Here is a 23083-nt window from a genome sequence, read left to right as displayed (position 1 = left end):
TGGGTGCGGAAGCTGGAAATCGGTTTCATCAATTCATTGCTATCATGGCCGCGGCAAGATGACGGGCGTTATCCCGTCGCCTGCAGGGTGGCCTCGATCACGGCAGGAGACAACACATGTTGGGTGACCATTTGGCTGGCGCCGAGGATCGCAGCCTGGTCGCCGGCCATCGCGAGCGCTATCCGCAGATGTGACGTGGCCAGCGGCAGGGACCGCCGGTAAACCACTTCCCGGACTCCGGCCATCAGGTGGTCGCCCGCCTGTCCGAGACTGCCGCCGATCACGATCACCGACGGATTCAGCAGGTTGACCACCATGGCCAGCACGTCCCCCACGTCCCGGCCGGCCTGGCGGAGCGCCTGGATCGCCTGGAGGTTGCCCTCGCCGACGAGCCGCAGGACATCGCCGCCCTTTTCAGCAGGAAGGCCCTGGCGTGCCAGTTCCCGGGCGACGGCGGGGCCTGATGCCAGCGCTTCGAGGCAGCCGTAGTTGCCGCAGCGGCACAGGACGTCGTCGCCGCGGGGCACCCGCACGTGGCCCAGGTCTCCTGCTGTTCCGTTGGCGCCGCGCTGGAGTTCCCCGCTGCTGATGATGCCGGCACCGATGCCCGTGGCCACTTTGATGAAGAGGAAGTTGTCGTGTTCGGGCCAGTGTGCGGTCCGTTCGCCAAGGGCCATGATGTTGACGTCGTTGTCCACCAGCACCGGAACCGGCAGTGAGCGCTGGACGTAGCGGACCACGTCGAACCCGTCCCAGCCGGGCATGATGGGCGGCTTCACCGGCATGCCGGTGGCGTGCTCCACCGGACCCGGCAGCCCGATCCCGATGCCGGCGAGGTCCGCGGTGGTCCTGCCGGCTTCACCGAGGAGTGCTTTGCCTTCCTCCACCACGCGGCCCAGGACCGCTTCGGGGCCGTCGGCAACGTCCTGGGCCAGGCGGCGTTCGGACAACACATTGCCACCGAGGTCGGTGACGGCAACGATCACGTGCGTGGCGCCGACGTCGACTGCCAGAACAGAGCGGGCGGCGGGGTTGAAGGCAAAGCGCGACGGCGGCCTGCCGCCGCTGGAGCTCGCCTCACCGGCGGGTCCAACCAGCCCGGAGGAGATCAGTGCGTCGATACGGGCGGCCACGGTGGACCGCGCCAGGCCGGTGGTCAAGGCCAGTTCGGCCCGCGTGCGGGCTTTGCCGTCGCGGAGCAGCTGGAAGAGATCGCCTGCCCGGGAAAGGCTCCCGGCACCCTCGGGGGCGGTATCGGTTCCGGCGTCGGTGCCGGTCTCTTTTCCAGACGTTGGACTCATGAGTCAGTGATAGCACGAAGCGCTTATGCATGTCACGCCACCGAAAGATCGTCGATAACTTTTCAACTTTTGCTTGACGATCGACAAAAGTCGTTCTAGCTTGATGTGTGAGCGGTGTCACTGAAGCCAGGCGCCGCCGAGAAGTCACGGCCACCACGCTCCAGCTATTACAAAGAGGTAAGCAACTTGTCGAGCCAAGCACAGGCATCACCGGCCCTCCTGGGCGTCGGCATTCTGGGCGCAGGACCTGTTACCCAGGCCATCCACCTGCCGTCGCTCGCACGGTTGGGGGACATCCTTGAAGTCCGCCACATCATGGACGTCGACCCTGCAGTGGCCGAATCGGTGGCAGGCAGGGTCGGAGCACGTTTCAGCACCAGCATGGACGAACTCCTCGCGGACCCTGCCGTGGACATCGTGGCCATCTGCAGCCCGCACCAGTTCCACGCAGCCCAGGTCATCGCGGCCTGCCGGGCGGGCAAGAAGGCTGTGCTCTGCGAAAAGCCGTTCGCCATGAACGGCGAAGAGGCCGCCGCAATCTCCGCCGTGTCAGCCGAAACCGGCGTCCCTATCATCGTGGGCGCCATGCACACCTTCGATCCGGGCTGGCTTGCAGCGGAAGATGCCTGGGGCGACCTGCCGGAGCAGGTGCACACTGTCCGGTCCTCCATCGTCCTTCCGCCGAACCCGCGATTTGAGGACTTTGCCACGGAGATCGTGGGCCGCGTGACCCCGCCGTCCAGTGACTCGACCGATCCGGAGGTCATCAAGGGCATGCTCACGGGCGGGGTGATGGGCCTGGCCATTCACGACCTTCCGCTGGTCCGCCGCTTCACCCCGGACTTCGCAGACGTGGAGGTCCTGCATGCTGAAATCGTGCGCCCGTTTGGCTATGTCATCTCCCTGCGGGCCGGAAACGTCGCCATCGAACTCCGTGCCGCGATGAACGCCACCTGGGAACCCGCCTGGGAGTTTGAGGCCATCGGCGACGACGCCGCCCTGAAAATCGACTTCACCCCGTCCTACGTCCAGGCCGGCTCGGCAACGGCCCGGATCCGGACGGCCGGACGAACCACGGTGCTGGGCCCCTTCGGCCACAACGGCTACGAGGGCGAGTGGCGCAAACTGGCCGAACTGGCCCGCGGCACGGGCCAGCCGCCGTCCGCCGAGACCCTGATCCATGACCTTGAGTTCGCACTGGCGATCGCCGAAGCGGCCGCCGGCCGGGTAGATACAGGCCGAGTTGATGCTGGCAGTGCCGCCGGCGGAACAACAGCAGACCAGGAGGTCAACGCATGACCACGCAGCTGTCCGTGTACGCGGATCCGCAGGCTGAAGCAGCAGGTGCGGTGTCCGCCGTCGTCGCTTCCCTGCCCTTGTCTTTTGCCCCTGCCGCCCCCGCCATTGCCGCCGCACCGGCAGCGTCCGGGCCGGACGTCATCGCCGTCTCCGGCCATGCTGGCTGGACCGAACGGGCGGCCGCCGCGGTCCGCAAGGGGGCCAAGGGCATTGTGGTGTCTTCGCCGGTGGCAGAAGATCCCGCGGCATTGGTCGGTGTCGCCGAAGCGGCCGGCTCCGTGGTGGTGCTTGACCAGCCGTGGGCCGGCAACCTGGCGCTGGCCGGTTCCAGCGAGAACGTGCACAACGTCATCGCCGGTGCCCTCGAGGATGCCGTTCTGCTCGACTCGGTTGCCATTGCGGCACCCGGAACGGACCCCCGGGACCTGCTGACGGAACAGTTCTCCGTGCTGGTCCAATGCGGGATAGAGGTGCGGAACGTGCGCATGGTCCAGCGCAATGAAAACGGCTACACGGTTGCCGGAGTCCTGGCCGGCGGCGTGCCGGTCGCCCTGCAGGGCATCCTCACCTCCGCGCTGCCAGCCACCGCGAGTGTCTCGATCCTCACCTCAACCGGCCGTGCCGACGTCGTACTGCCGGACCCCGCAGCGGCTTGGCCTGCCGTGGTCCGGGCAGTAACCAAAGAAGGAGCAACGGCGCTTCCCACGCTGTACGAATCGTCCCACCGGACCAGCTGGTCGAGGATCCACTCGCATCTTTCTTCCGGGATCCCGGCCACGGACCTCGCCCAGTTCTCTACCGTCTTGTCCCTCGTCACCCAACTCACCAGCTAGACAGCCCTACCGAACCACCAGCAGTTCCCGCTCTCCAGTCAGCATCCACTCATTGTCGAGAAGGGCCCGGGCATTCAGTCACTCCGGGCCCTGAAAGGAAACCATCGTGTCTACCAATCCCTCCATCGCATCTTCCGCCTTCTCCCGGCGGGGGTTCCTGGGCTTCGCTGCCGCCGCGGCCTCCGTCCCCCTCCTCGCTGCCTGCGGCGGCGGCTCCGCTTCGCAGGGCGGTGGCGGAGCAGCAGGAAGCATCAAGTTCTGGGACATGCCCTGGGCCACCCCCGCCTACAACGACGCCGCCAAGAAGATCGCCGAAGGCTTCTCCGGGGCCAACAGCAAGGCCAGCTACCAGCTCATCCAGTGGAACAACTTCTACCAGACGTTCTCCTCGGCCATTGCGTCAAAGACCGGCCCGGCAGTTTCCACCGGCGGCGGCTTCCAGGCGTTCCAGTTCGAGCAGCAGGGCCAGATCGCGTACGCCGACAAGGTCTTCGAGGCACTGAAGAAGAACGGCCAGTTCGATGACTTCCTGCCCGGCGTCGTGGAGCCCTTCAAGACGGACAAGGGCTACGTGGCGGTTCCCTGGCAGTTGGACATCCGGCCGCTCTGGTACCGCAAGTCCCTGTTCGAGAAAGCCGGTGTCGAGGTTCCCAAGGACTGGGCAACCCTGCTTGAGGCCGGCAAGAAGCTGAAGAGCGCCGGAGCCGTCGGCTTCGCCACCGGCTCCGGGGCGGGCAACAACATCGGCAACCACCTCATGATCATGATGATGCTCAACAACGGCGGTGGCGTCTTCAGCAAGGAAGGCCAGGTCGATATCATGAACGACCGCAACGTGGAGGCCGTCGAGTTCATGCTTGAGCTGGTCTCGAATGGCATTATCGATCCTGCCGCCGTCAGCTACACCACGGACAACCTCAACGCCCAGTGGAAGGACGGCAAGGCAGCGTACGGCATGTTGACGCTGGGAGTTCCCGAGCGCGTTGGCGATACCTCCGGCGACATCGTGGTGGCAAGCCCGATGGCCGGTCCACACGGGGACAAGGCCGCCCTGATCTTCCCGAACAACATCATGATGTACACCAACACGCCGTCGCAGGAAGCCTCCGAAGCGTTCGTGGTCTACTACCTGGGCCAGTTGAAAGAACTGTGGAAGCAGAAGCTCATGAACGCCCTGCCGGTGTTCAAGTCCATCACCGAGATGCCCGAATTTACGTCCGACCCCAACAACGTGAAGATCGTCAAGGAATACGTGCCGATCGCCAAGACTTTCGCTTCCCAGGGCACTGCCCTCAGCGCCGATCTCGCTGCCCTCGACGGTGGCCAGGCCCTGAACCAGTTCACCCAGACCATCCTCACCGGCAAGTCCGACGCCAAGTCCGCCCTGCAGGCTTTCGAGTCCGGCCTCAAGTCCATCCTTAAGAAGTAGGCGGCCAGCACCATGTCGTCCACAACAGCACCGTCCGGCCTCGCCCGGGCCCGTAAGGGGCTTGCCCCCGGCGGGCCCGGGGGCGGGTCACCGAATCCCGGGAACCAGAATCGCAAGAGCAAGCTCAGTGCACAGACCAGCCGGACATTCTTCTGGCTCCTGCTTCCCTCAGTCATCCTGCTCGTCCTGATCCACGGCTACCCGCTCTTCCAAGCCGGCATCCAGGCCACCCACAACGGCAACCTGATCCAAACCGGTGACTTCGTGGGCATCGAAAACTTCCAGGGCGTGCTGGCATCGCCGGCGTTCTGGAAAGCCGCCCAGTTCACCCTGCTGTTCACCATCGTCGGCGTCTTCGGCTCGTGGGCCGTAGGCCTTGGGCTCGCCCTGCTGCTCCGCACGAAGATCCCGGCCGGCGGCACCTTCAAGGTCCTGTTGCTCCTTCCGTGGGTGGTCCCCATCGTGGTGTCCTCCACCGCCTGGAACTGGCTGGTTGCCACCCCGGACAGCCTCATCCCCTCCCTCTTCCGCAACCTTGGCCTTGGCACCCCGCTCTTCCTGGCGGACCCCACCCTCGCCGCCACTACCGTCATGATCTTCAAAGTCTGGGTCAGCTTCCCCTTCATGATGATGATGATCTCTGCCGCCCTGGCCTCCGTGGACAACACCGTCTACGAGGCAGCCAGCATGGACGGCGCCACGCGCTGGCAGCAGTTCAGCCAGATCACACTCCCGCTGATCGCCCGGTCCACCTACATCAGCTGGATCCTGATGACCATCTTCTGTGTCAACGACTTCCCCACCATCTACCTGCTCACCGGCGGCGGCCCCGTTGACGCCACCACCTCCCTCGTGGTCCTGGCCTACCGAACCGTCTTCCAGGACTTTGCCACCGGACCCGGCGTCGCCATCGCGTTCCTGATGACCATGACCCTGGTGGTTATCTCCGTTCTCCTGTACCGCCAGATCCGAAAGTCGAGCGTCGAATAATGAGCGCAGTAGTCCACGCCCATCCCGAGTCCGGCCCGGTCCTTGGCGTCGCCGGCCCCGCCAAGAACAAGCGCGTCCTCTCCGAAGCCGGCCACCGCGGCCAGTGGTGGCGGTTCATCGCCATCCTGATCATCACCGCGGTCGTCCTCGTACCGATCATGGTCACTGTGGTGCTCGCGTTCACGCCCGGTCCGAACAGCACCGCTACCGGCCTGACGTTCGAGAACCTCAGCAACGTCTTCTCGAAGACACTGGCCGCCACCTGGCTGCAGAACAGCCTCATCACCACACTCGCCACAGTGGTGGTCTCCGTAGCGGTGGCAGCACCGGCCGGCTACGTCCTCTCCCGCGGCCGGAGCAAAGCAGTCTCCGGCTACTCCCTGCTGCTGTTCGTCATGCAGTCACTGCCCGTCATCACTTCCGTGGTACCGCTGTTCATCCTGTTTGCAGGCATGGGACTGGTGGACAACCTCATGGGCCTGACCATCATCTATGTCGGCTCCACCATGACGGTCGCCACCTGGATGATGGCCGCCTACTTCGACTCCATCCCGATCAGCCTTGAGGAAGCGTCGTGGATCGATGGCTGCTCCGTCTTCGGCTCCTTCACCAAGGTGGTGCTCCGAAACTCCCTGCCCGGCATCCTCTCCACCGCCATCTTCGCCTTCCTGCTGGCCTGGAACGACTACCTTGTAGCAATCGTGTTCCTCCGCTCCAACGAGATCTTCACCCTCCCCATGGGGGTCCAGTCCTTCTTCCAACAGAACAACACCGATTGGTCCGGAGTCATGGCCCTCGCCGTGATCATGATGCTCCCGCCCGTCATCGTCTTCGCCACCCTGAACAAATACTTCAGCGTCGGCGGCATCGGCGGATCCCTCGCCGGCCGCTAGCCCTGAGCCTCCCCGCACTTCCGTAACGTAACTCCCGCAAAGGAACGACATGTCTTACTCACTTCAGCTCTACACCCTGCGCAATGCCATCCAGGAGGACCTGCCCGGCACCATCAGGAAGGTGGCTGAGATCGGCTTCACCCAGGTTGAGCCCTACAACTTCGTGGCCACGGCAGCCGAACTCGGTACCGCCCTGAAGGAAAACGGCCTCACCGCCCCGTCCGGCCACGCACCGCTGCTCAGCCAGGACCAGGACGAAATCTTCGCCGCCGCCAAGGACCTGGGCATCAGCACCGTCATCGACCCCTACCTGCCCGCCGAGCACTGGCAGAAGGCCGAGGACATCCAGGCCACCGCCGCCAAGCTCAACGCGGCAGCTAAGAAGGGCGCCGAATACGGCATCCGCGTCGGCTACCACAACCACGCCTGGGAGCTGGAGTCCATCATCGAGGGCCGCACGGCACTGGAATACTTCGCTGACCTCCTGGACCCCGAGCTGGTCCTGGAAGTGGACACCTACTGGGTTGCCGTCGGCGGCCAGGACCCCGTGGACATCCTGGCCAAGCTCGGGGACCGCGTGAAGTTCATCCACATCAAGGACGGCCCCGCCACCACAGACACCAAGGCCCAGCAGCCCGCCGGACAAGGCACGATCCCCGTCTGGGACGTCATCGGCGCCGCCAAGTCCCTGGAAGTGGGCGTCGTGGAGTTCGACGACTACTCCGGCGACATCTTCGACGGCATCACCCAGAGCCTGGCGTTCCTGAACACCGGAGCCAACACCGAAGCAAGCGAAGGAGCGCGGGCATGAGCACCTCCTCCCCGAAGAAGGGCCCGGTGGGCGTCGCCGTCATCGGCGCCGGCAACATCAGCAAGCAGTACCTGGACAACCTCACCGTCTTCCCGGACCTGAAGGTCCACGTCATCGCCGACCTGTTCGAGGACGCCGCTGCCGCACGGGCGAAGGAATACGGAATCGCCGAATCCGGCGGCGTGGACGCCGCACTGAACCATCCCGACGTCGAAATCATCGTCAACCTCACCATCCCGGCCGCGCACGTGGAGGTGGCCACGGCGGCCGTCAACGCCGGCAAGCACGTGTGGACCGAGAAGCCGTTCTCGCTTGACCGGGAATCCGGGCTCGGGCTCCTGAAAGCGGCCGACGCCGCGGGGCTGCGGCTGGGCTGCGCCCCGGACACGTTCCTCGGCGCCGGGCTGCAGACCGCACGGCGGGTCATCGAACGCGGCGACATCGGCACGCCGCTGACGGCCATGACCACGTTCCAGACCCCGGGACCGGAATCCTGGCACCCGAATCCGGCGTTCCTCTTCCAGTACGGCGCCGGGCCCCTGTTCGACATGGGCCCGTATTACCTCACCGCACTGGTGCAGACCTTCGGGTCCGTGCGCCGCGTGGCAGCCATCGGCTCCAAAGCCAAGGAAGTCCGCGTCATCGGATCCGGACCCAAGCTGGGCGAGGAGTTCACGGTGGAGGTCCCCACGCATGTGTCCGCGATGGCCCAGTTCGAGGGCGGCCAGTCCTCGCACAGCGTCTTCTCGTTCGAGTCCCCCCGCCAGCGGATGGGCTTCGTGGAGATCACCGGCACGGAAGCGACCATCTCCCTCCCGGACCCCAACTATTTCGACGGCGATGTGCGGCTCTGGCGCGCGGGCGACGAAGAGTGGACCGTCATCCCCGCAACCGGCCCCACCAACGGCCGCGGCATGGGCGTGCTGGATATGGCCCGTTCCATCCGGGCCGGGGTTCCGCACCGCGCCACGGGCAACCTCGCCTACCACGTGCTGGACACCATGGTCTCGATTTCCGAATCCGTTGAATCCGGCACCTTTGTCAACGTCGAAAGCTCCGCGCCCGCGTCCTCTGCCCTCCCCGAGGACTGGGACCCCACCGCTTCCACCCTCTAGGAACCAGGCAATGAACTCCCCCGAAAGCACGGACGGCACCAACCCCGACAACTCACCGCTGGGTGTGGCGATGATCGGCTACGCGTTTATGGGCAAGGCCCACTCGAACGCCTGGCGGAACGTCGCGTCCTACTTCGACGTCCCGGCCTTCGAGCAGAAAGTGCTCGTGGGCCGCGACGCCGGGCAGGTCGCGGCGGCCGCCAGGAAATACGGCTGGGCGGAAACAGCGACCGACTGGCGCTCGGTCCTGGAGCGGGACGACATTCATATTGTGGATATCTGCGCCCCGGGGTGGATGCATGCCGAGATCGCCGTCGCGGCGCTCGAGGCCGGCAAGCATGTCCTGGTCGAGAAGCCCCTGGCCAACACCCTGGCCGAGGCCGAAACGATGGCGGACGCCGCCCGGTCCGCCCGGGAACGCGGCGTGCAGTCCATGATCGGCTTCAACTACCGCCGCGTCCCGGCTCTGGCCCTCGCGAAAGAGCTCATCGCCGAAGGCCGGCTCGGTACCGTCCGGCACGTCCGCGCCGCCTACCTGCAGGACTGGCTCGTGGACCCGGACTCCCCCATGACGTGGCGGCTGAACAAGGAAACCGCCGGGTCCGGCGCGCTGGGCGACATCGCCTCGCACGCGATCGACCAGGTCATGTTCCTGCTCGGCGGCACCGTCACGGAGGTCTCCGGCCGGCTGCACACTTTCGTTTCTCACCGCCCCGGCGCGGACGGCCCCGAAGAAGTAACGGTCGACGACGCCGCCTGGGCCACGCTCACCCTGGACTCCGGGACCATCGCCTCCGTTGAGGTCTCCCGCATGGCCACCGGACAGAAGAACTCCCTGAAACTGGAGATCTACGGGGACAAGGGCTCCCTCCTGTTCGACCTGGAAACCATCAACGAACTCGGCTTCCTGGACGCCACCCTCCCTGTCCGCGAACAGGGCTTCCGCCGGATCCTGGTCAACGAACCCGAGCACCCGTACATGGCCGCCTGGTGGCCGCAGGGCCACGTGATCGGCTGGGAACACACCTTCACGCACGAAATCCGGGACTTCCTTACCGCGATCGACGGCGGCACCCCGCCGTCGCCGTCGTTCGAAGAGGGCCTGGCCGTGCAGCGGGTGCTGGCCGCCATCGAAGAATCCGCCAACGCCAAGTCCTCCATCATCCAGCTCACCACTTCCCCCGTCCCCGCCATTGAAGGAGCCTGACATGCCCCGCCCGTACACCCTGTTCACCGGCCAGTGGGCCGACCTCCCCTTCGAGGAAGTCGCCAAACTCGCCTCAGGCTGGGGCTACGACGGCCTCGAAATCGCCGTCTCCGGGGACCACCTGGACGCCTGGCGCTGGGACGAACCCGGCTACATCGAGTCCAAACTTGCCGTCCTGGAGAAGTACAACCTGAAGGTCTGGGCCATCTCCAATCACCTCAAGGGCCAGGCCGTCTGCGATGACCCCATCGACTTCCGCCACGAAGCGATTGTCGGGTCCAAGGTCTGGGGCGACGGCGACCCCGAAGGCGTCCGCACCCGCGCCGCCGAGGAAATGAAACACACTGCCCGGCTTGCCAAAGCCCTCGGCGTGGACACCGTCGTCGGGTTCACCGGCTCCTCCATCTGGCAGTACGTCGCCATGTTCCCGCCCGTCCCCGAGAAAGTCATCGAGGCCGGCTACCAGGACTTCGCGGACCGCTGGAACCCCATCCTGGACGTCTTCGACGAATGCGGGGTCCGCTTCGCCCACGAAGTCCACCCGAGCGAGATCGCCTACGACTACTGGACCACCGTCCGCACCCTCGAAGCGATCGGCCACCGGCCCGCGTTCGGGCTGAACTGGGACCCGTCCCACTTCATGTGGCAGGGCATCGACCCGGTCTCCTTCATCTGGGACTTCAAGGACCGGATCTACCACGTGGACTGCAAGGACACCAAGCTCCGCCCCACCGGCCGCAACACCGTCATGGGCTCCCACCTGCCCTGGGGCGACCCCCGACGCGGCTGGGACTTCGTCTCCGCCGGACGCGGCGATGTCCCCTGGGAATCGTCCTTCCGCGCCCTCACCGCGATCGGCTACAACGGCCCCATCTCCGTGGAATGGGAAGACGCCGGCATGGACCGCCTCCACGGCGCCCCCGAGGCCCTGGCAGCGCTGAAGAAGTTCGACTTCCCCGCCTCGCAGACCAGCTTCGACGCCGCCTTCAGCAGCAAGGACTAGTCATGCCAGGAATTGAAACGCCCGGCGGCGGCGATGGTTTTGTCCCGCTGTTCGACGGCACCACCTTGGCCGGCTGGCGAACGGTACCCCGTATCTACGGCACCGAGTATCCGGGTGGTCCGGCCCTCTTGGAACGCTTTGCCGACCTTGGTTTGACCCCGCCTGTGGAACCCGAGAAGCACCCGGCCCGCTGGTTCGTGGAAGACGGCGTCCTGGTCGGCGAGCAGGACTCCCCCGGCAGCGGCTACGGCGGCTACCTGGTGAGCGAGCAGGCGTTCGGCGACTTCGAACTGGTGCTGGAAATGCGCCCCGACTGGCCGGCGGACACCGGCGTGATGATCCGGCGCCGGCCGGATACGTGGGAAGGTTTCCAGGTCCTGGTGGACCACCGTCCCTCCGGCGGCATCGGCGGGTTCTTCGGCAACGGGCTGGCGAGCTTCTCCGCTGTGCCCTTCGCCGTCAACGTGGCCACGGACGCCGACGGGCGGCCCACCGGTTTGATAGCGGACAACCCGGCCACGTCGGTGGAGCCCGTCACGGAAGAAAAGCGTGCACGCCTGAAGCACGCCGCCGACGTCGAGGACTTCCTCAGCGTCTGGCGCTGGAACGACTGGAACGAACTCCGCATCCGCTGCGTCGGCGCGCTGCCGGTCATCACCACCTGGGTCAACGGGCTCAAGATCGCCGAACTGGACACCGCTACGCTGGACTCGCCGAACTACAACCCGGCGGATGTCCTGGCAGTTCTCGGCGAGCGCGGGCACATCGCGTTGGAAGTCCACGACAACGACTCCATGTTCGGCGAGGCCCGCTGGGGCAAGGGCGCGCAGTGCCGGTGGCGGAACATCCGGATCAAGGAGCTCTGAACATGCTGCGTACCCTTCAGCCCGGCCAGCGCTGCGAGGTGTGGATAGCGTCCGCCACGGGCGAATCCGAACTTGTCTACAGCACCGAGGAGCTCCTCCTCGAAGCGCCGAACTGGACCCTGGACGGCTCGGCCCTCATCCTCAACGGGGACGGGAAGCTGTGGAGCTTTGATGTGGCGGACCGGACACTCGACCAGGTCCCCCTGGCCGGCATCCCCGACCTCAACAACGACCACGTCCTGGCACCCGACGGCCAGGCGATCTACCTCTCGGCGAACGACGGCCACATCTACCGTGCAGCTTTGAGTGGAGGTCCGGCGGCGCGGGTCACTCCCGACGACGGTTCGTTCCATTTCCTCCACGGCGTGAGTCCCGACGGCTGCGAACTCGCTTACGTGGGTATCGAGGCGGGCGACTTTACGCAGCCGGGCCGGCTCAGGACCATACCGTCCGACGGCGGCGCTACCGCCGGGATTGATGTCGGCCCCGGCCATTGCGACGGACCGGAATACTCGCCCGACGGAAAGTGGCTCTACCTGAACACGGAGTCCTTCAGCTCTCTCCCCGGCCACGCCCAGCTTGCCCGCGTGCAGGTTGACGGAAGCGGTTTCGAGCGCCTCCTTGAGAGCGAAACCGTCGACTGGTTTCCCCATCTCTCCCCCGATGGCGAGCTGGCCAGCTACATCCGCTTCCCCGGCGGCACGGAGGGCCACCCCGCGGACCTGCCGGTCGCCGTCGTGCTTGTCTCCACCAGCGACTGGACCGCACCGCTTCACACCTGGCCTCTCTTCGGCGGCCAGGGAACCCTCAACGTCAATAGTTGGTCGCCGGATTCCAGGCGCTTTGCGTTTGTGGCGTACCCGCTGGCCAACACCGACTCACCAAAGGACAACGTTCTTGACTAATCAACCCACCGGCACGTCCGACGGAGCAATCCGCTGGGGCATCCTCGGCACCGGATTCATCGCCGGGCTGCAAGCGCAGGACCTGAACGAGAACGGCTTCACGGTACAGGCCGTCGGGTCACGCTCGCCCGACTCCAGCAAGTCGTTTGCAGAGCAGTACGGCGTGGCAACCGCGCACGGCAGCTATGAGGACTTGGTGGCAGACCCGTCGGTTGACGTGGTCTACATCGCCACGCCGCACCCGTTCCACCATGCCAATGCCGTGCTGGCGTTGAATGCCGGCAAGCATGTGCTGGTGGAAAAGTCGTTCACCATGAACGCCCGCGAAGCCCAGGACATTGTTGACCTCGCGGAATCCAAGGGGCTCGTGGCCCTGGAAGCCATGTGGACCCGGTTCCTCCCGCACATGGTCCGCCTCCGCGCCATCATCCAGGAAGGCACCATCGGCGAGGTCCGGAAGGTGGTCGCCAGCCACAACCAGAGCCTGCCCAAGGACCCTGCCCACCGGTTGAACGATCCTGCACTGGGCGGCGGAGCGCTGCTGGACCTCGGCATCTACCCGATCTCCTTTGCGTTCGACATCCTGGGCACCCCGGAGACCATTCGCGCCAGTGCCTCCATGACCGCGACGGGTGTGGACCGGCAGACTGCGGCCATCTTTGAATACGCCGGCGGCCGGCAGGCCATTGTGGACTGCGAACTGGACGCCGCCAGCGCCAACCGGGCCATGGTCATCGGGACCGAAGGGTGGATCGACATCGAATCCACCTGGTACAACCCCGTGCCATTCACCGTTCATACGCTGGATGGCAGCGTTATTGAACGCTACGAGCAGCCCGTCAACAGTCGCGGTATGCAGTACCAGGCTGCAGAACTGGAACGCCTGATCCGCGCGGGCGATACCGCCGGCACCATCCTTCCTCCAAGTGAATCAGTCGCCGTCATGGCCGCCATGGACGAAATCCGCCGCCAGATCGGCCTCAGCTACGACGCCGACGCCACACCCGACGGGACTTCCCTTGACTGACACCGACTCACCAAGAATCACCGAACTGCGCCGGCACGAGGAAGAGCTCGTCTTCCCCGGCTTTGACCATCACGACGCCTGGCGCCTCGGCTCGCTCATCGCCAACCGCGCCATCGCCGAGGGCCATTCCGTGGCCATCGATATCCGGCGCCACAACGTGGTTCTCTTCCGCTGTGTCCTGCCCGGCGCCACCGCCGACCAGGAGGAATGGATCCGCCGCAAGTCGGCAAGCACCCTGCGTTTTGAACGCAGCACGGCCCTGATGTCCGAGGAGTTCGCGGCCAAGCGCTTCGACCCCACGCAGGGAGGGTGGCTCACGCCGGAGGACTACACGCTGGCCGGAGGCTCATTCCCTATCCGTGTCCGGGGCACGGGCGTTGTCGCCGCCGTTACGGCATCCGGGCTGTCCTCCGACGACGACCACCAGCTGGTGGTCGACAGCATCAGAACCTACCTCGCGGAGGTCGCGGACTAGGATTTTGGGCATGACGCACACCATCCGCAAAGCAACAGCGGACGACGCCGGCCGGCTGGCTGCACTCGCCGCCGTCACCTTTCCGCTTGCCTGCCCGCCGCAGTCCTCCCCCGCCGATATCGCGGCGCACCTTGCGAACACGCTCAGCGACGCGAACTTCCGGAGCTATCTGGCGGATCCCGGCATCACTGTCCTGGTGATCGATGCCGACGGCGACCTCCGCGGCTACAGCATGCTCGTGGACCGTCCGGCCGCTGACCCGGACGTTGCCGCCGCCCTGACCATCCTGCCGGCGGCGGAGCTCAGCAAGTGCTACGTCCACCCCGACCATCACGGGCTCGGTGCCGCGGCCGAACTGATGCACGCGAGCCTGGGCGAGGCCGCAGCATCCGGTGCCCGCGGCATGTGGCTTGGCGTCAACAGCCAGAACGCAAAGGCCATCCGCTTCTACGAAAAATCGGGCTTCCGGAAAGTCGGCACCAAATCGTTCAACCTGGGAGCCACGGTGGAGCACGACTTCGTGATGGAGCGGGCAGTCCCAGGTGTGCCCAGTGACGAACGCGACATGCCCGCCGGGGAATGGACCAGGTAAGCAAGCGGTTGTCGCCAGCATGAAGATTGAGATCTGGTCCGACGTCGCGTGTCCCTGGTGCTACATCGGCAAGCGCCGTTTCGAAGCCGCCCTGGCCGAGTTCCCGCACCGCGAGTCCGTGGAGGTGCAGTGGCGCAGCTACCAGCTGGACCCCACCCTGCCCGAACACTACGACGGTACCGAACTGGAGTACCTAAGCACTCGTAAAGGCATGGCACCGGCACAGGTCTCCCAGATGTTCGAACATGTGGCGGAACAGGCGAAGGGTGAGGGCCTCAACTACCGGTTTGACGCCGTCGTGGTTGCCAACAGCTTCACGGCCCACCGGCTGATCCACCTGGCTGCCGCCCACGGCAAGCAGGATGCCGCCAAAGAGCGCTTACTGAGCGACCACTTCGAGCAAGGCAAGGACATCGGCAGCCGCGAGTACCTCACGTCCCTGGGACAGGACCTGGACATCGACGCCGGCGAACTGGACGAGCTGTTCACCACCGACAAGTATGCGGACGACGTCCGGTCCGACTTCGAGGAAGGCCGCGCCCTGGGCATCAGCGGCGTGCCGTTCTTCGTGATCGACCGCAAGTACGGCCTGTCCGGCGCCCAGCCGTCAGCGATGTTCAGCCAGGCACTCAACCAGGCGTGGCAGGAAAAGCAGCCCCTGGTCATGGCGGGCGCCGGCGCTCCGGGCAGCGAAGGCGGCAAAGTCAGCCACGGCGGCGCGGAAGCCTGCGGCCCCGACGGCTGCGCCGTCTAACTCCCGGCGCCGGCGGCCGCAGTTTGCTGACAGATCACTGTAAAGTGTCTGTATGCCTAGGATTTCGGCCGCCACGAATGCTGCCCAACGAGCCGAGACCCAACGCCGCATCCTGACCGGCTTCGGAGAGCTCCTCTTCACCCACGGACTGCCCGGGCTCACCATGACGGACGTTGCCCGCCATGCCGGCATCGGCCGCACCGCCGTGTACAACTACTACGCGGACATCGAAGAACTGCTGATCGCCTACGCGCTGGACGAAACCGAGCGCTTCCTCGACGGCCTGCGGGAGTCGCTGCAGTCCCTGGAGAATCCGGTGGAGCGCCTGGCACTGTACGTCCGGACCCAGGTGGAGGACCTGAGCCGCCGCCACCTGCCGCCCGGTCCGGCCATGGCCGCCGTGCTTTCGCCCACGTCCTTTTCGAAGCTCGCGGACCACGTGGGCGAACTCAGCCTCCTCCTGCAGGACATCCTGCGTGACGCGATGGCGCAGGGCTACCTTCCCGAGGCGGACATCACCCAGCTGGCCCAGCTCATCCACGGCACGCTGTCCTCCAGCGCCGCCCGCGGCGACGGCACGCCCGAAGCAGTGCTCCGCACCGTCCGGTTCATCCAGCTGGGCGCGGGGGCACGGTTCGACGACGACGGCCGTCCCGTCAGGCTTGCCACGCCGTAGCTGGACTCAGCCTGGCGGCTCCAGCATCCCCGGCTGAGCACGCCTGGTCAACATCCCCGGCTCAGCCCGCTTTCGGAATCACCGGCCACTTGGAGCTGTCGACGATCCGGCGGCTCTCCCGCGGGCAGCTGAGCTGGCCGGGCGTCTGGTCCACGAGGTCCGGCGCAGTCAGTTCCTTGAATTCTCCGGTGAGGATCACATCCACGCTGCCGTCCGAACGGCCATCCTGGAAGTAGTCCGACTTTGGCAGGTTCCGCTGGACACTGAAGGCGGCCGACTGGCCCGCGGCACCGGAAACCACTGCGGCCACACCCCGGTAACCGGACTGGGTGTTGTCCACCACGGCCACCGCGAATTTCCTGGCCAGGAACTCGTCGGCCACGGACCGCGCCAGGCCGGGCCGGTTGGTGGCGTTGTAGACGTTGAGGCTGACCTTGTCGTTCGGTGTGTAGTCAAACGTTGTTGCGGGACACGCCGAGACTGCAGACCGGCTCCGCTCCGCCGTCGGAATCTTGATCTGTCCGTTGATGATGGCCAGCGCTACGACGATCGCGGAGATGATCAGCCCCACCAGCAGGACCAGCACCACCCCGTGCAGGATCCGCCGGCGCAGCCGGACAGGGTTTTCTTCGGTGTCGTCATGCTCAACGAAAGTGGCCCGGAGTTCCTGCCCGGAGACCACGCGGTGGCCGTGCAGGACAGTGATGTCCTTGGGTTTCCTAGCCATCTATCACCAGCACACGGGCGTGGATGGCGGTGCGCTGATGCAGTGCGGTCCGGACGGCACGGTGCAGGCCGTCCTCGAGGTACAGGGTTCCCCGGTATTGCACAACGTGGGGAAAGAGGTCACCGAAGAACGTGGAGTCCTCGGCGAGGAGGGCCTCGAGGTCGAGGGTGCGCTTGGTGGTCACCAGCTCATCGAGCCTGACGGGGCGCGGAGGAAGGGCGGCCCACTCCTTGGGAGTGTTGTAACCATGGTCGGGGTAAGGGCGGCCCTCGCCCACAGCTTTGAATATCACCCTGCAAGCCTAAAGACGTTGCCCGCCCAAGGGAACGAATGACCGCGCACAGTTCCAAGGTTGTAGCCAAACAGTGACCATTGACCGGCAGCAACCCTCAAGGCAACATTCTGCACCGGCCCGTTCCGGACTGAGAGAATGGAGCCATGACTGCACCCGAAAACCATGCGGCCGCGTCGCCGTCGGCCCCTCCCCTTGCCCTCCTGCTCGACGTCGACGGTCCGGTGGCGAGTCCCGTCACCCGCAACGTCAAGCCGGAGATCATCGCGGACATGGTGGCGCTGGCCACCGCGGGCATTCCCGTCATCTTCAATACGGGCCGCTCGGACGCATTCATCCGCGAACAGGTGATGGAGCCGATGATCGCTGCCGGCATGCCCGCCGGAACCGTCATCCACGCCATCTGCGAAAAAGGTGCCGTCTGGTTCAGCTACACGGCTGCCGGACCCGGTCCCGTCCATGTGGACCACGAACTCGCCGTTCCCCGCGCCTACGGCGATGACGTCCGCCGGCTGGTCTCCGAGGACTACGCGAAACACATGTTCTACGACGAAACCAAGCGTGCCATGGTCTCCGTGGAGCAGCATATCGAGGTGGCCAGCAAGGACTACCTCGAAGAACAGAAACTGTTCGACGCCGACGCCATGGAACTGATGGCCCGTCACGGCCTGGGCGTGGTCCGGCTGGACCACCACGCACCCGATTCAGACGACCAGGTGGACTACCGTGTCGATCCCACCATCATTTCCACGGACATCGAGTCTGTTCGCCTGGGCAAAGACCTGGGGGCCAGCCGCGCCGTCGAAATGCTCGCAGCGCAGGGCATCCGGCCCCTCGCGTGGCGCACCGTGGGCGATTCACGCACCGATTACGCCATGGCCGACTGGCTGCACCACAACGACCACGCCGTGAAACACGTGGACGTCCGCCCCGCGGACGGAGTGCCCGTCAAGCCGTACACGATCCTGACGGCCGCCGACCTGGGGCTCGCCGAAGACGTGATCCACGACGACGCCGGCGGGGCTTTCCTGCGCAGCTGGCGGGACGCCCTGGCCGGCTAAGTCCGGATTAGTCCAGTTTTTTTAGGCGGGTTATCATGCAGGTAGGACCTCTATAAACAAAAGCTCGGAGAAACACCATTACAGACGCACTGGTACAGGATGAGATCTACTACGGCGGCCAGCCGTCCGACGACGGCAGGAGCCACGCCGAGGTAACGTCGCCGGCCGCTGTCGCACGGCTGAAAAACCGCCCCGACGTGGTCCGCCACCGGGGGCGCTATGCGCTGATCAATTCCACCCGCACTCCGTACCAGGCCATGGTGGAGGACCTGCTGTTCATCCGCGGCGTCCTCGCCAACGCGGGCCTGGACTACCTGCTGGTCCGCGGCAACAACCACCGGCCCGTTATCGCGCTGGACTGGGAGAACCGGAAGAAGCTCCGCAACGCGCTGGTTGAGGCGTGCCGCGACGAGCCCGTTTACTCCATGACCGTGGATGCCAAAAAGAAGTCCTCCGTCCTGGTGGCCGACGGCGAGCTCTCCCCCAACCGCCAGGCCCGGATTTTCCGGCTCTACCGCCCGCGCGTGGAACCGGACGGCGGCTTCGACTTCGGCTCGTCCGCCGGCGTGCAGATCGAGCTGTGGAGCTTCGAAGGCAACCAGTTGATCCTGCCGATCGAAAACTCGCTCACCCGCCGCACCATGCTCACCAGCGACGCCAAGCGTGGCACTGTGGAGCGGTACGGCCACACCTGGCCCACCATCGAGAACATGTTCGCGGACCACGCCAGCGACATCAGTTTCGATATTGACATGGTGTTTTCCTGGGTGGACGGCAGCTCGCCGGAGTACATCGCGGCACGGCGCGCGCGGATGGCCGGCGTTGTGGTGGGCGAAGGCGATGACCACGAGGCCCGCTTCCGCCAGATCAACGAACTGAAGTATGCCCTGCGCTCGGTGTACATGTTCGCGCCGTGGGTGCGGCGCATTTTCATCGCAACAGACTCACCCGCACCCGAGTGGCTGGCTGACCACCCCTCGGTGACCATTGTGCGCAGCGAGGAGTTCTTCGCGGACCCGTCAGTGCTCCCGACCCACAACTCGCAGGCGGTCGAATGCCAGCTGCACCACATCGAAGGACTCTCTGAGCACTTCCTGTACTCCAACGACGACATGTTCTTCGGCCGCGCCGTGGGCCCGGACATGTTCTTCACCCCGGGCGGCGTCACCAAGTTCATCGAGGCGGAAACCCGCATCGGCCTGGGCGACAACGACGCCGAGCGAAGCGGTTTCGAAAATGCCGCCAGGGTGAACCGTAAGCTCTTGTGGGACCGGTTCGGCCGTATCACCACCCGGCACCTGGAGCACACCGCAGCTCCGTTGCGGCGCAGCGTGGTGGCCACCATGGAGAAGGAATTCCCGCAGGAGTTCGCCAAAACCGCCGCCAGCCGGTTCCGGGCGGCAGACAACATTTCCGTGACGAATTCGTTCTACCACTACTACGCCCTGTTGACCGGACGGGCGGTGACCCAGACGGCAGCAAAGGTGAGGTACATCGACACCACCATGCGGTCCGGCCTCAATTACCTGCCCAAGCTCCTGGCCAAGCGCAATATGGACTTCTTCTGCCTAAATGACGGCAGCTTCCCCGAGGTCGAGGCCGAGGAGCGCGCCGAACTGGTGACGGACTTCCTGGAAAAGTACTACCCCATCAAGGCGCCCTGGGAAAAGTAGGGCGAAAAGCAGTACGGGTCAGCGGCCCGCACGGATCATCGGGATGGTCTGCGTCGGCGGGTTGCCATGTTTCGCCTGCCGCGGGATCCGGATGCCGGCCGCGGCCAGCCGGCGCTGGGTTTCGGCCGCACTGACCACTTCGCCCACTGCCGCCGCGCTGCCGATCGGCACCACGGAATGCACGATGGTGTGTTCGTACACGTGCACCAGGTTGAAAGCCTGTCCGCCGTCGCGCGGCCGGGTGCCGCCCACAGGGACGTTCAGGTCCTGGGTGTAGCAGGTGGCAGAGGCCACCGATACCGGAATGCCGGCGAAGGTGGCAGTGGTGGAGTAATGCAGGTGCCCGGCCAGGATGGTGCGGACATCCGAGTTGCGGAGCACTGCAGCGAGGGCCGGCTGGTCCCGGAGCTCCACGAGGACGGCAAGGTCCAGCACCGACGGCACCGGAGGATGATGCAGGGCCAGGATGGTGCCGTCCGGAGCGGGAGTGGAGAGCTCCTCGGCAAGCCAGTCGAGCTGCGCCTGGCTCAGTTCGCCGTGGTGGAATCCCGGCACTGACGTATCCAGGGTGATCACCCGGAGCCCGTTGATGAAGTAGCTGTGGTCCACTGGCGCGTCGTTGCCGGTCTGGTCAAGCAGCCCGGTCCGGAAATTCTCACGGTCATCGTGGTTTCCCATGGCCCAGATGACCTGAGCGTTCATTGCCTTGCACGCGGGCTCAACGATGGCCCGGAGTTTCGCATACGCCTCGGCCTCGCCCTGGTCAGCAAGATCGCCGGTGAAAATCACGGCTTCCGGACGGGCCCCTGAGGCTTTGACTTCCTCAAACAATTGTTTCAGGCGGGCTTCGCTGTCTACTGCGCCATAAAGATGATCCGGACCTCCCAACAGGTGGGGGTCGCTCAGGTGGAGAAGAAAATGACGCGGCCGCGGGTGTTCGGCCTCGATGAGCTCCATTACTGCCTTCGTGGTTGGTTGGAAGCTGGTGCTTCCAGTGTCCCTCTCAGTAAGGTCTATCCAACCAGACATTCGGCCAACAATGTGCAAACTCCAGTAGGCATGTTTGAAAATATGGAAAAAACGAGTAGTCCGGCGGACACACTCCGTGCTCAGAATGCGTCCGCCGGCACGTGGTTACTCGGTCCTTGACGGCTTAGCTTAGGTAGCCGTTCGGGTTCAGGACATACTTCGTGGCGGCGCCTGCGTCGAACTCGGCGTAGCCCTTGGGCGCATCTTCCAGGGTGATTGCCTTGGCGTTAACGTTCTTGGCGATATGCACCTTGTCGTGCAGGATCGCCATCATCAACTGGCGGTTGTACTTCATGACGGGACACTGGCCCGTGGTGAAGCTCAGCGACTTGGCCCAGCCCGTTCCCAGGCTGAGGGACAGCGCGCCCTTTTTGGCAGCCTCGTCAATGCCGCCCGGGTCTCCCGTGACGTAGAGCCCTGGGATGCCCAGCGCGCCGCCGGCCGCGGTGAGTTCCATCAGCGAGTTCAGCACCGTGGCCGGAGCCTCCTTGGCGTCGTGGCCGTGGCCCCTGGCCTCGAAGCCGACCGCGTCGACGCCGCAGTCGACTTCCGGGACACCCAGGATCTGTTCGATCTGCTCGGCGGGGCCGCCCTCGGACAGGTCAATGGTTTCGCAGCCGAAGCTGCGCGCCTGCGCCAAACGACCCTCGTTCAGGTCGCCCACAATCACGACGGCGGCACCGAGCAGGTGGGCGCTTGTTGCCGCGGCCAGGCCAACCGGGCCGGCCCCGGCAATGTAGACGGTGGAGCCGACCCCGACGCCGGCGCTCACAGCCCCATGGAATCCCGTGGGGAAGATGTCCGAAAGCATGGCCAGGTCGAGGATCTTTTCCATGGCCCGGTCCTTGTCCGGGAATTTCAGCAGGTTCCAGTCCGCATAGGGCACCAGGACGTAGTTGGCCTGGCCGCCCACCCAGCCGCCCATGTCGACGTAGCCGTAGGCGCTTCCCGGCCGGTCCGGGTTGACGTTGAGGCAGATGCCGGTCTTGCGTTCCTTGCAGTTCCGGCAGCGGCCGCAGGCGATGTTGAAGGGAACGGAGCAGACGTCCCCCACCTTGATGAATTCGACGTCGGGTCCTACTTCCACCACTTCACCGGTGATTTCGTGGCCCAGCACGAGGTCCGGAGGTGCGGTGGTCCGGCCGCGAACCATGTGCTGGTCGGAGCCGCAGATGTTGGTGGCGACGGTCTTGAGGATGACGCCATGACGTACTGAACGGCCCACGTTGGCGGGGTTGACGCCCGGCCCGTCCTTGAGTTCGAAGCTGGGATAGTCAATGTCGATCAGTTCGACTTTGCCAGGCCCCTTGTAGGCAACGGCTTTGTTCCCTGTCATCTCTTTCCTCCTGGTTTCACGGTCACCCGCAAGGATGCCCCGTGTGATTCACGAAGTACTGATGCGCCCTCCCAGGCAGGTATTGACCGGCCGCGCCGTCCGCTGTGCCGCCGCCGGGAAGCCGCGGCCGTGCTGACAGATTGGAGGGTCCGGCCAGTCTAGGCGGTAAGCATACTTAGGAACAGGGGTCGTTGGGCCCTAGCGGCCGGAACAGATTGCTCCGGCGGGAGCCCGTCAGGCCAGTGCATCTTCGATGGCGGCGATGACCTCAGGTGAGTCAGGCTCCACCGTGGGAGCAAAGCGTGCCACCACCACGCCGTCGCGGTTTACGAGGAACTTTTCAAAGTTCCACTTCACGAGGCCGGGAAGGAGTCCGGCCTTAAACCGGGTGAGCTCGGTGTACAGCGGGTGCTGGTCCTTGCCGCGCACGTCTGCCTTCGCGGTCAGCGGGAAGGTGACACCGAAGTTGCGTTCGCAAAACTCGGCAATTTCAGCGTCGTTGCCCGGCTCCTGCCCGGCGAACTGGTTGCACGGGACGCCCAGGACTTCGAATCCGCGGTCCCGGAACTTCCCGTACAGCAGTTCCAGGCCGGCGTACTGCGGCGTGAAACCACATTGGGAAGCCACGTTGACCACCAACACCACGCTTCCCTTGAAGCGGCCAAATTCAGTTTTCGTGCCGTCGTTGAGGGTCAGCGGAATGGAGTGGATCGAATTCACGGTGGGCTTCCTTAAGAAACTGGTCATGGCTGCTATTCGTTGACAACGGCCAAGTGTATGGGTTGGTGC

24 protein-coding genes are annotated in these 23083 nt (G+C 65.2%); 18 read left to right on the top strand and 6 right to left on the bottom strand.

Annotation, left to right across the window (positions count from 1 at the left end; translation table 11 throughout):
• Positions 1-68: 68 nt before the first annotated feature.
• Positions 69-1301 (bottom strand): ROK family transcriptional regulator, encoded by a 1233-nt coding sequence (locus AC07YR_RS08055; RefSeq protein ID WP_055800961.1) that lies wholly within the window; start codon positions 1299-1301, stop codon positions 69-71.
• A gap of 186 nt (positions 1302-1487) precedes the next feature.
• Between AC07YR_RS08055 and AC07YR_RS08050 the strand changes: the two genes are divergently transcribed.
• The 16 genes from AC07YR_RS08050 (at position 1488) to AC07YR_RS07975 (ending at position 16176) form a co-directional block, all read left to right on the top strand.
• Positions 1488-2600, top strand: a complete 1113-nt coding sequence (locus AC07YR_RS08050) for a Gfo/Idh/MocA family protein (RefSeq protein WP_494733647.1) — start codon at positions 1488-1490, stop codon at positions 2598-2600.
• On the top strand, positions 2597-3433 hold the full coding sequence (locus tag AC07YR_RS08045; protein ID WP_494733646.1) for a hypothetical protein: 837 nt from the start codon (positions 2597-2599) through the stop codon (positions 3431-3433). Before AC07YR_RS08050 ends, AC07YR_RS08045 begins: the two co-directional genes overlap by 4 nt.
• 106 nt (positions 3434-3539) lie before the next feature.
• The gene (locus AC07YR_RS08040; protein ID WP_494733645.1) at positions 3540-4862 is read left to right on the top strand and encodes an ABC transporter substrate-binding protein; all 1323 of its coding nucleotides are present in this window, start codon (positions 3540-3542) and stop codon (positions 4860-4862) included.
• A 12-nt stretch (positions 4863-4874) separates the two neighbouring features.
• Positions 4875-5852 (top strand): carbohydrate ABC transporter permease, encoded by a 978-nt coding sequence (locus tag AC07YR_RS08035; protein WP_436056607.1) that lies wholly within the window; start codon positions 4875-4877, stop codon positions 5850-5852.
• Positions 5852-6745: a carbohydrate ABC transporter permease gene (locus AC07YR_RS08030; RefSeq protein WP_494733644.1), complete on the top strand. Its 894-nt coding sequence runs from the start codon at positions 5852-5854 to the stop codon at positions 6743-6745. Before AC07YR_RS08035 ends, AC07YR_RS08030 begins: the two co-directional genes overlap by 1 nt.
• A gap of 49 nt (positions 6746-6794) precedes the next feature.
• The gene (locus AC07YR_RS08025) at positions 6795-7556 is read left to right on the top strand and encodes a sugar phosphate isomerase/epimerase family protein (protein WP_494733643.1); all 762 of its coding nucleotides are present in this window, start codon (positions 6795-6797) and stop codon (positions 7554-7556) included.
• Positions 7553-8671, top strand: a complete 1119-nt coding sequence (locus AC07YR_RS08020; RefSeq protein WP_494733642.1) for a Gfo/Idh/MocA family protein — start codon at positions 7553-7555, stop codon at positions 8669-8671. The genes AC07YR_RS08025 and AC07YR_RS08020 overlap by 4 nt, the downstream gene beginning before the upstream one ends.
• 10 nt (positions 8672-8681) lie before the next feature.
• Positions 8682-9878 (top strand): Gfo/Idh/MocA family protein, encoded by a 1197-nt coding sequence (locus AC07YR_RS08015; protein WP_494733641.1) that lies wholly within the window; start codon positions 8682-8684, stop codon positions 9876-9878.
• 1 nt (position 9879) lies between these two features.
• Positions 9880-10881 (top strand): sugar phosphate isomerase/epimerase family protein, encoded by a 1002-nt coding sequence (locus tag AC07YR_RS08010; RefSeq protein ID WP_494733640.1) that lies wholly within the window; start codon positions 9880-9882, stop codon positions 10879-10881.
• A 2-nt stretch (positions 10882-10883) separates the two neighbouring features.
• Entirely contained in the window at positions 10884-11747 is an 864-nt protein-coding gene (locus AC07YR_RS08005; protein WP_494733639.1) for a 3-keto-disaccharide hydrolase, read from the top strand.
• Positions 11748-11749: 2 nt separating this feature from the next.
• Positions 11750-12652: a TolB family protein gene (locus tag AC07YR_RS08000; protein WP_494733638.1), complete on the top strand. Its 903-nt coding sequence runs from the start codon at positions 11750-11752 to the stop codon at positions 12650-12652.
• Positions 12645-13679 (top strand): Gfo/Idh/MocA family protein, encoded by a 1035-nt coding sequence (locus tag AC07YR_RS07995; protein WP_494733637.1) that lies wholly within the window; start codon positions 12645-12647, stop codon positions 13677-13679. Before AC07YR_RS08000 ends, AC07YR_RS07995 begins: the two co-directional genes overlap by 8 nt.
• Positions 13672-14154, top strand: coding sequence for a heme-degrading domain-containing protein (locus AC07YR_RS07990; RefSeq protein WP_390251807.1), 483 nt, complete (start codon positions 13672-13674; stop codon positions 14152-14154). Before AC07YR_RS07995 ends, AC07YR_RS07990 begins: the two co-directional genes overlap by 8 nt.
• A 10-nt stretch (positions 14155-14164) precedes the next feature.
• A complete protein-coding gene (locus tag AC07YR_RS07985; protein WP_436056599.1) occupies positions 14165-14746 on the top strand; it encodes a GNAT family N-acetyltransferase in 582 nt (193 codons plus the stop codon).
• 19 nt (positions 14747-14765) lie between these two features.
• On the top strand, positions 14766-15500 hold the full coding sequence (locus AC07YR_RS07980; RefSeq protein WP_494733636.1) for a DsbA family oxidoreductase: 735 nt from the start codon (positions 14766-14768) through the stop codon (positions 15498-15500).
• 52 nt (positions 15501-15552) lie between these two features.
• On the top strand, positions 15553-16176 hold the full coding sequence (locus AC07YR_RS07975; protein ID WP_055801003.1) for a TetR/AcrR family transcriptional regulator: 624 nt from the start codon (positions 15553-15555) through the stop codon (positions 16174-16176).
• 61 nt (positions 16177-16237) lie between these two features.
• Here AC07YR_RS07975 and AC07YR_RS07970 read toward each other — a convergent pair whose 3' ends face one another.
• Both AC07YR_RS07970 and AC07YR_RS07965 read right to left on the bottom strand, forming a co-directional pair.
• Positions 16238-16903: a LytR C-terminal domain-containing protein gene (locus tag AC07YR_RS07970; RefSeq protein WP_494733635.1), complete on the bottom strand. Its 666-nt coding sequence runs from the start codon at positions 16901-16903 to the stop codon at positions 16238-16240.
• Entirely contained in the window at positions 16896-17195 is a 300-nt protein-coding gene (locus tag AC07YR_RS07965; RefSeq protein WP_028272925.1) for a type II toxin-antitoxin system VapB family antitoxin, read from the bottom strand. The genes AC07YR_RS07970 and AC07YR_RS07965 overlap by 8 nt, the downstream gene beginning before the upstream one ends.
• A gap of 146 nt (positions 17196-17341) precedes the next feature.
• Here AC07YR_RS07965 and AC07YR_RS07960 point away from each other — a divergent pair, with 146 nt between their 5' ends.
• Both AC07YR_RS07960 and AC07YR_RS07955 read left to right on the top strand, forming a co-directional pair.
• Positions 17342-18256, top strand: coding sequence for a hypothetical protein (locus AC07YR_RS07960; RefSeq protein WP_494733634.1), 915 nt, complete (start codon positions 17342-17344; stop codon positions 18254-18256).
• A gap of 197 nt (positions 18257-18453) precedes the next feature.
• Positions 18454-19929 carry a stealth family protein gene (locus AC07YR_RS07955; protein ID WP_436056595.1) on the top strand — a complete coding sequence of 492 codons (1476 nt, stop codon included), beginning with the start codon at positions 18454-18456 and terminating at the stop codon, positions 19927-19929.
• A gap of 18 nt (positions 19930-19947) precedes the next feature.
• On the opposite strand, the gene AC07YR_RS07950 is transcribed toward AC07YR_RS07955, so the two are convergent.
• From AC07YR_RS07950 to AC07YR_RS07940, 3 genes are all read right to left on the bottom strand, one after another.
• On the bottom strand, positions 19948-20886 hold the full coding sequence (locus AC07YR_RS07950) for a phosphodiesterase (RefSeq protein ID WP_055801009.1): 939 nt from the start codon (positions 20884-20886) through the stop codon (positions 19948-19950).
• A 196-nt stretch (positions 20887-21082) separates the two neighbouring features.
• The gene (fdhA, locus tag AC07YR_RS07945; protein WP_055801011.1) at positions 21083-22294 is read right to left on the bottom strand and encodes a formaldehyde dehydrogenase, glutathione-independent; all 1212 of its coding nucleotides are present in this window, start codon (positions 22292-22294) and stop codon (positions 21083-21085) included.
• Between the two features lie 234 nt (positions 22295-22528).
• Positions 22529-23014: a glutathione peroxidase gene (locus AC07YR_RS07940; protein WP_436056594.1), complete on the bottom strand. Its 486-nt coding sequence runs from the start codon at positions 23012-23014 to the stop codon at positions 22529-22531.
• Between the last annotated feature and the right edge of the window lie 69 nt (positions 23015-23083).

It is taken from the genome of Arthrobacter sp. GW460-12-1-14-TSB2 (genome assembly GCF_059423525.1).
This window is presented reverse-complemented; position numbering and strand designations above follow the sequence as displayed.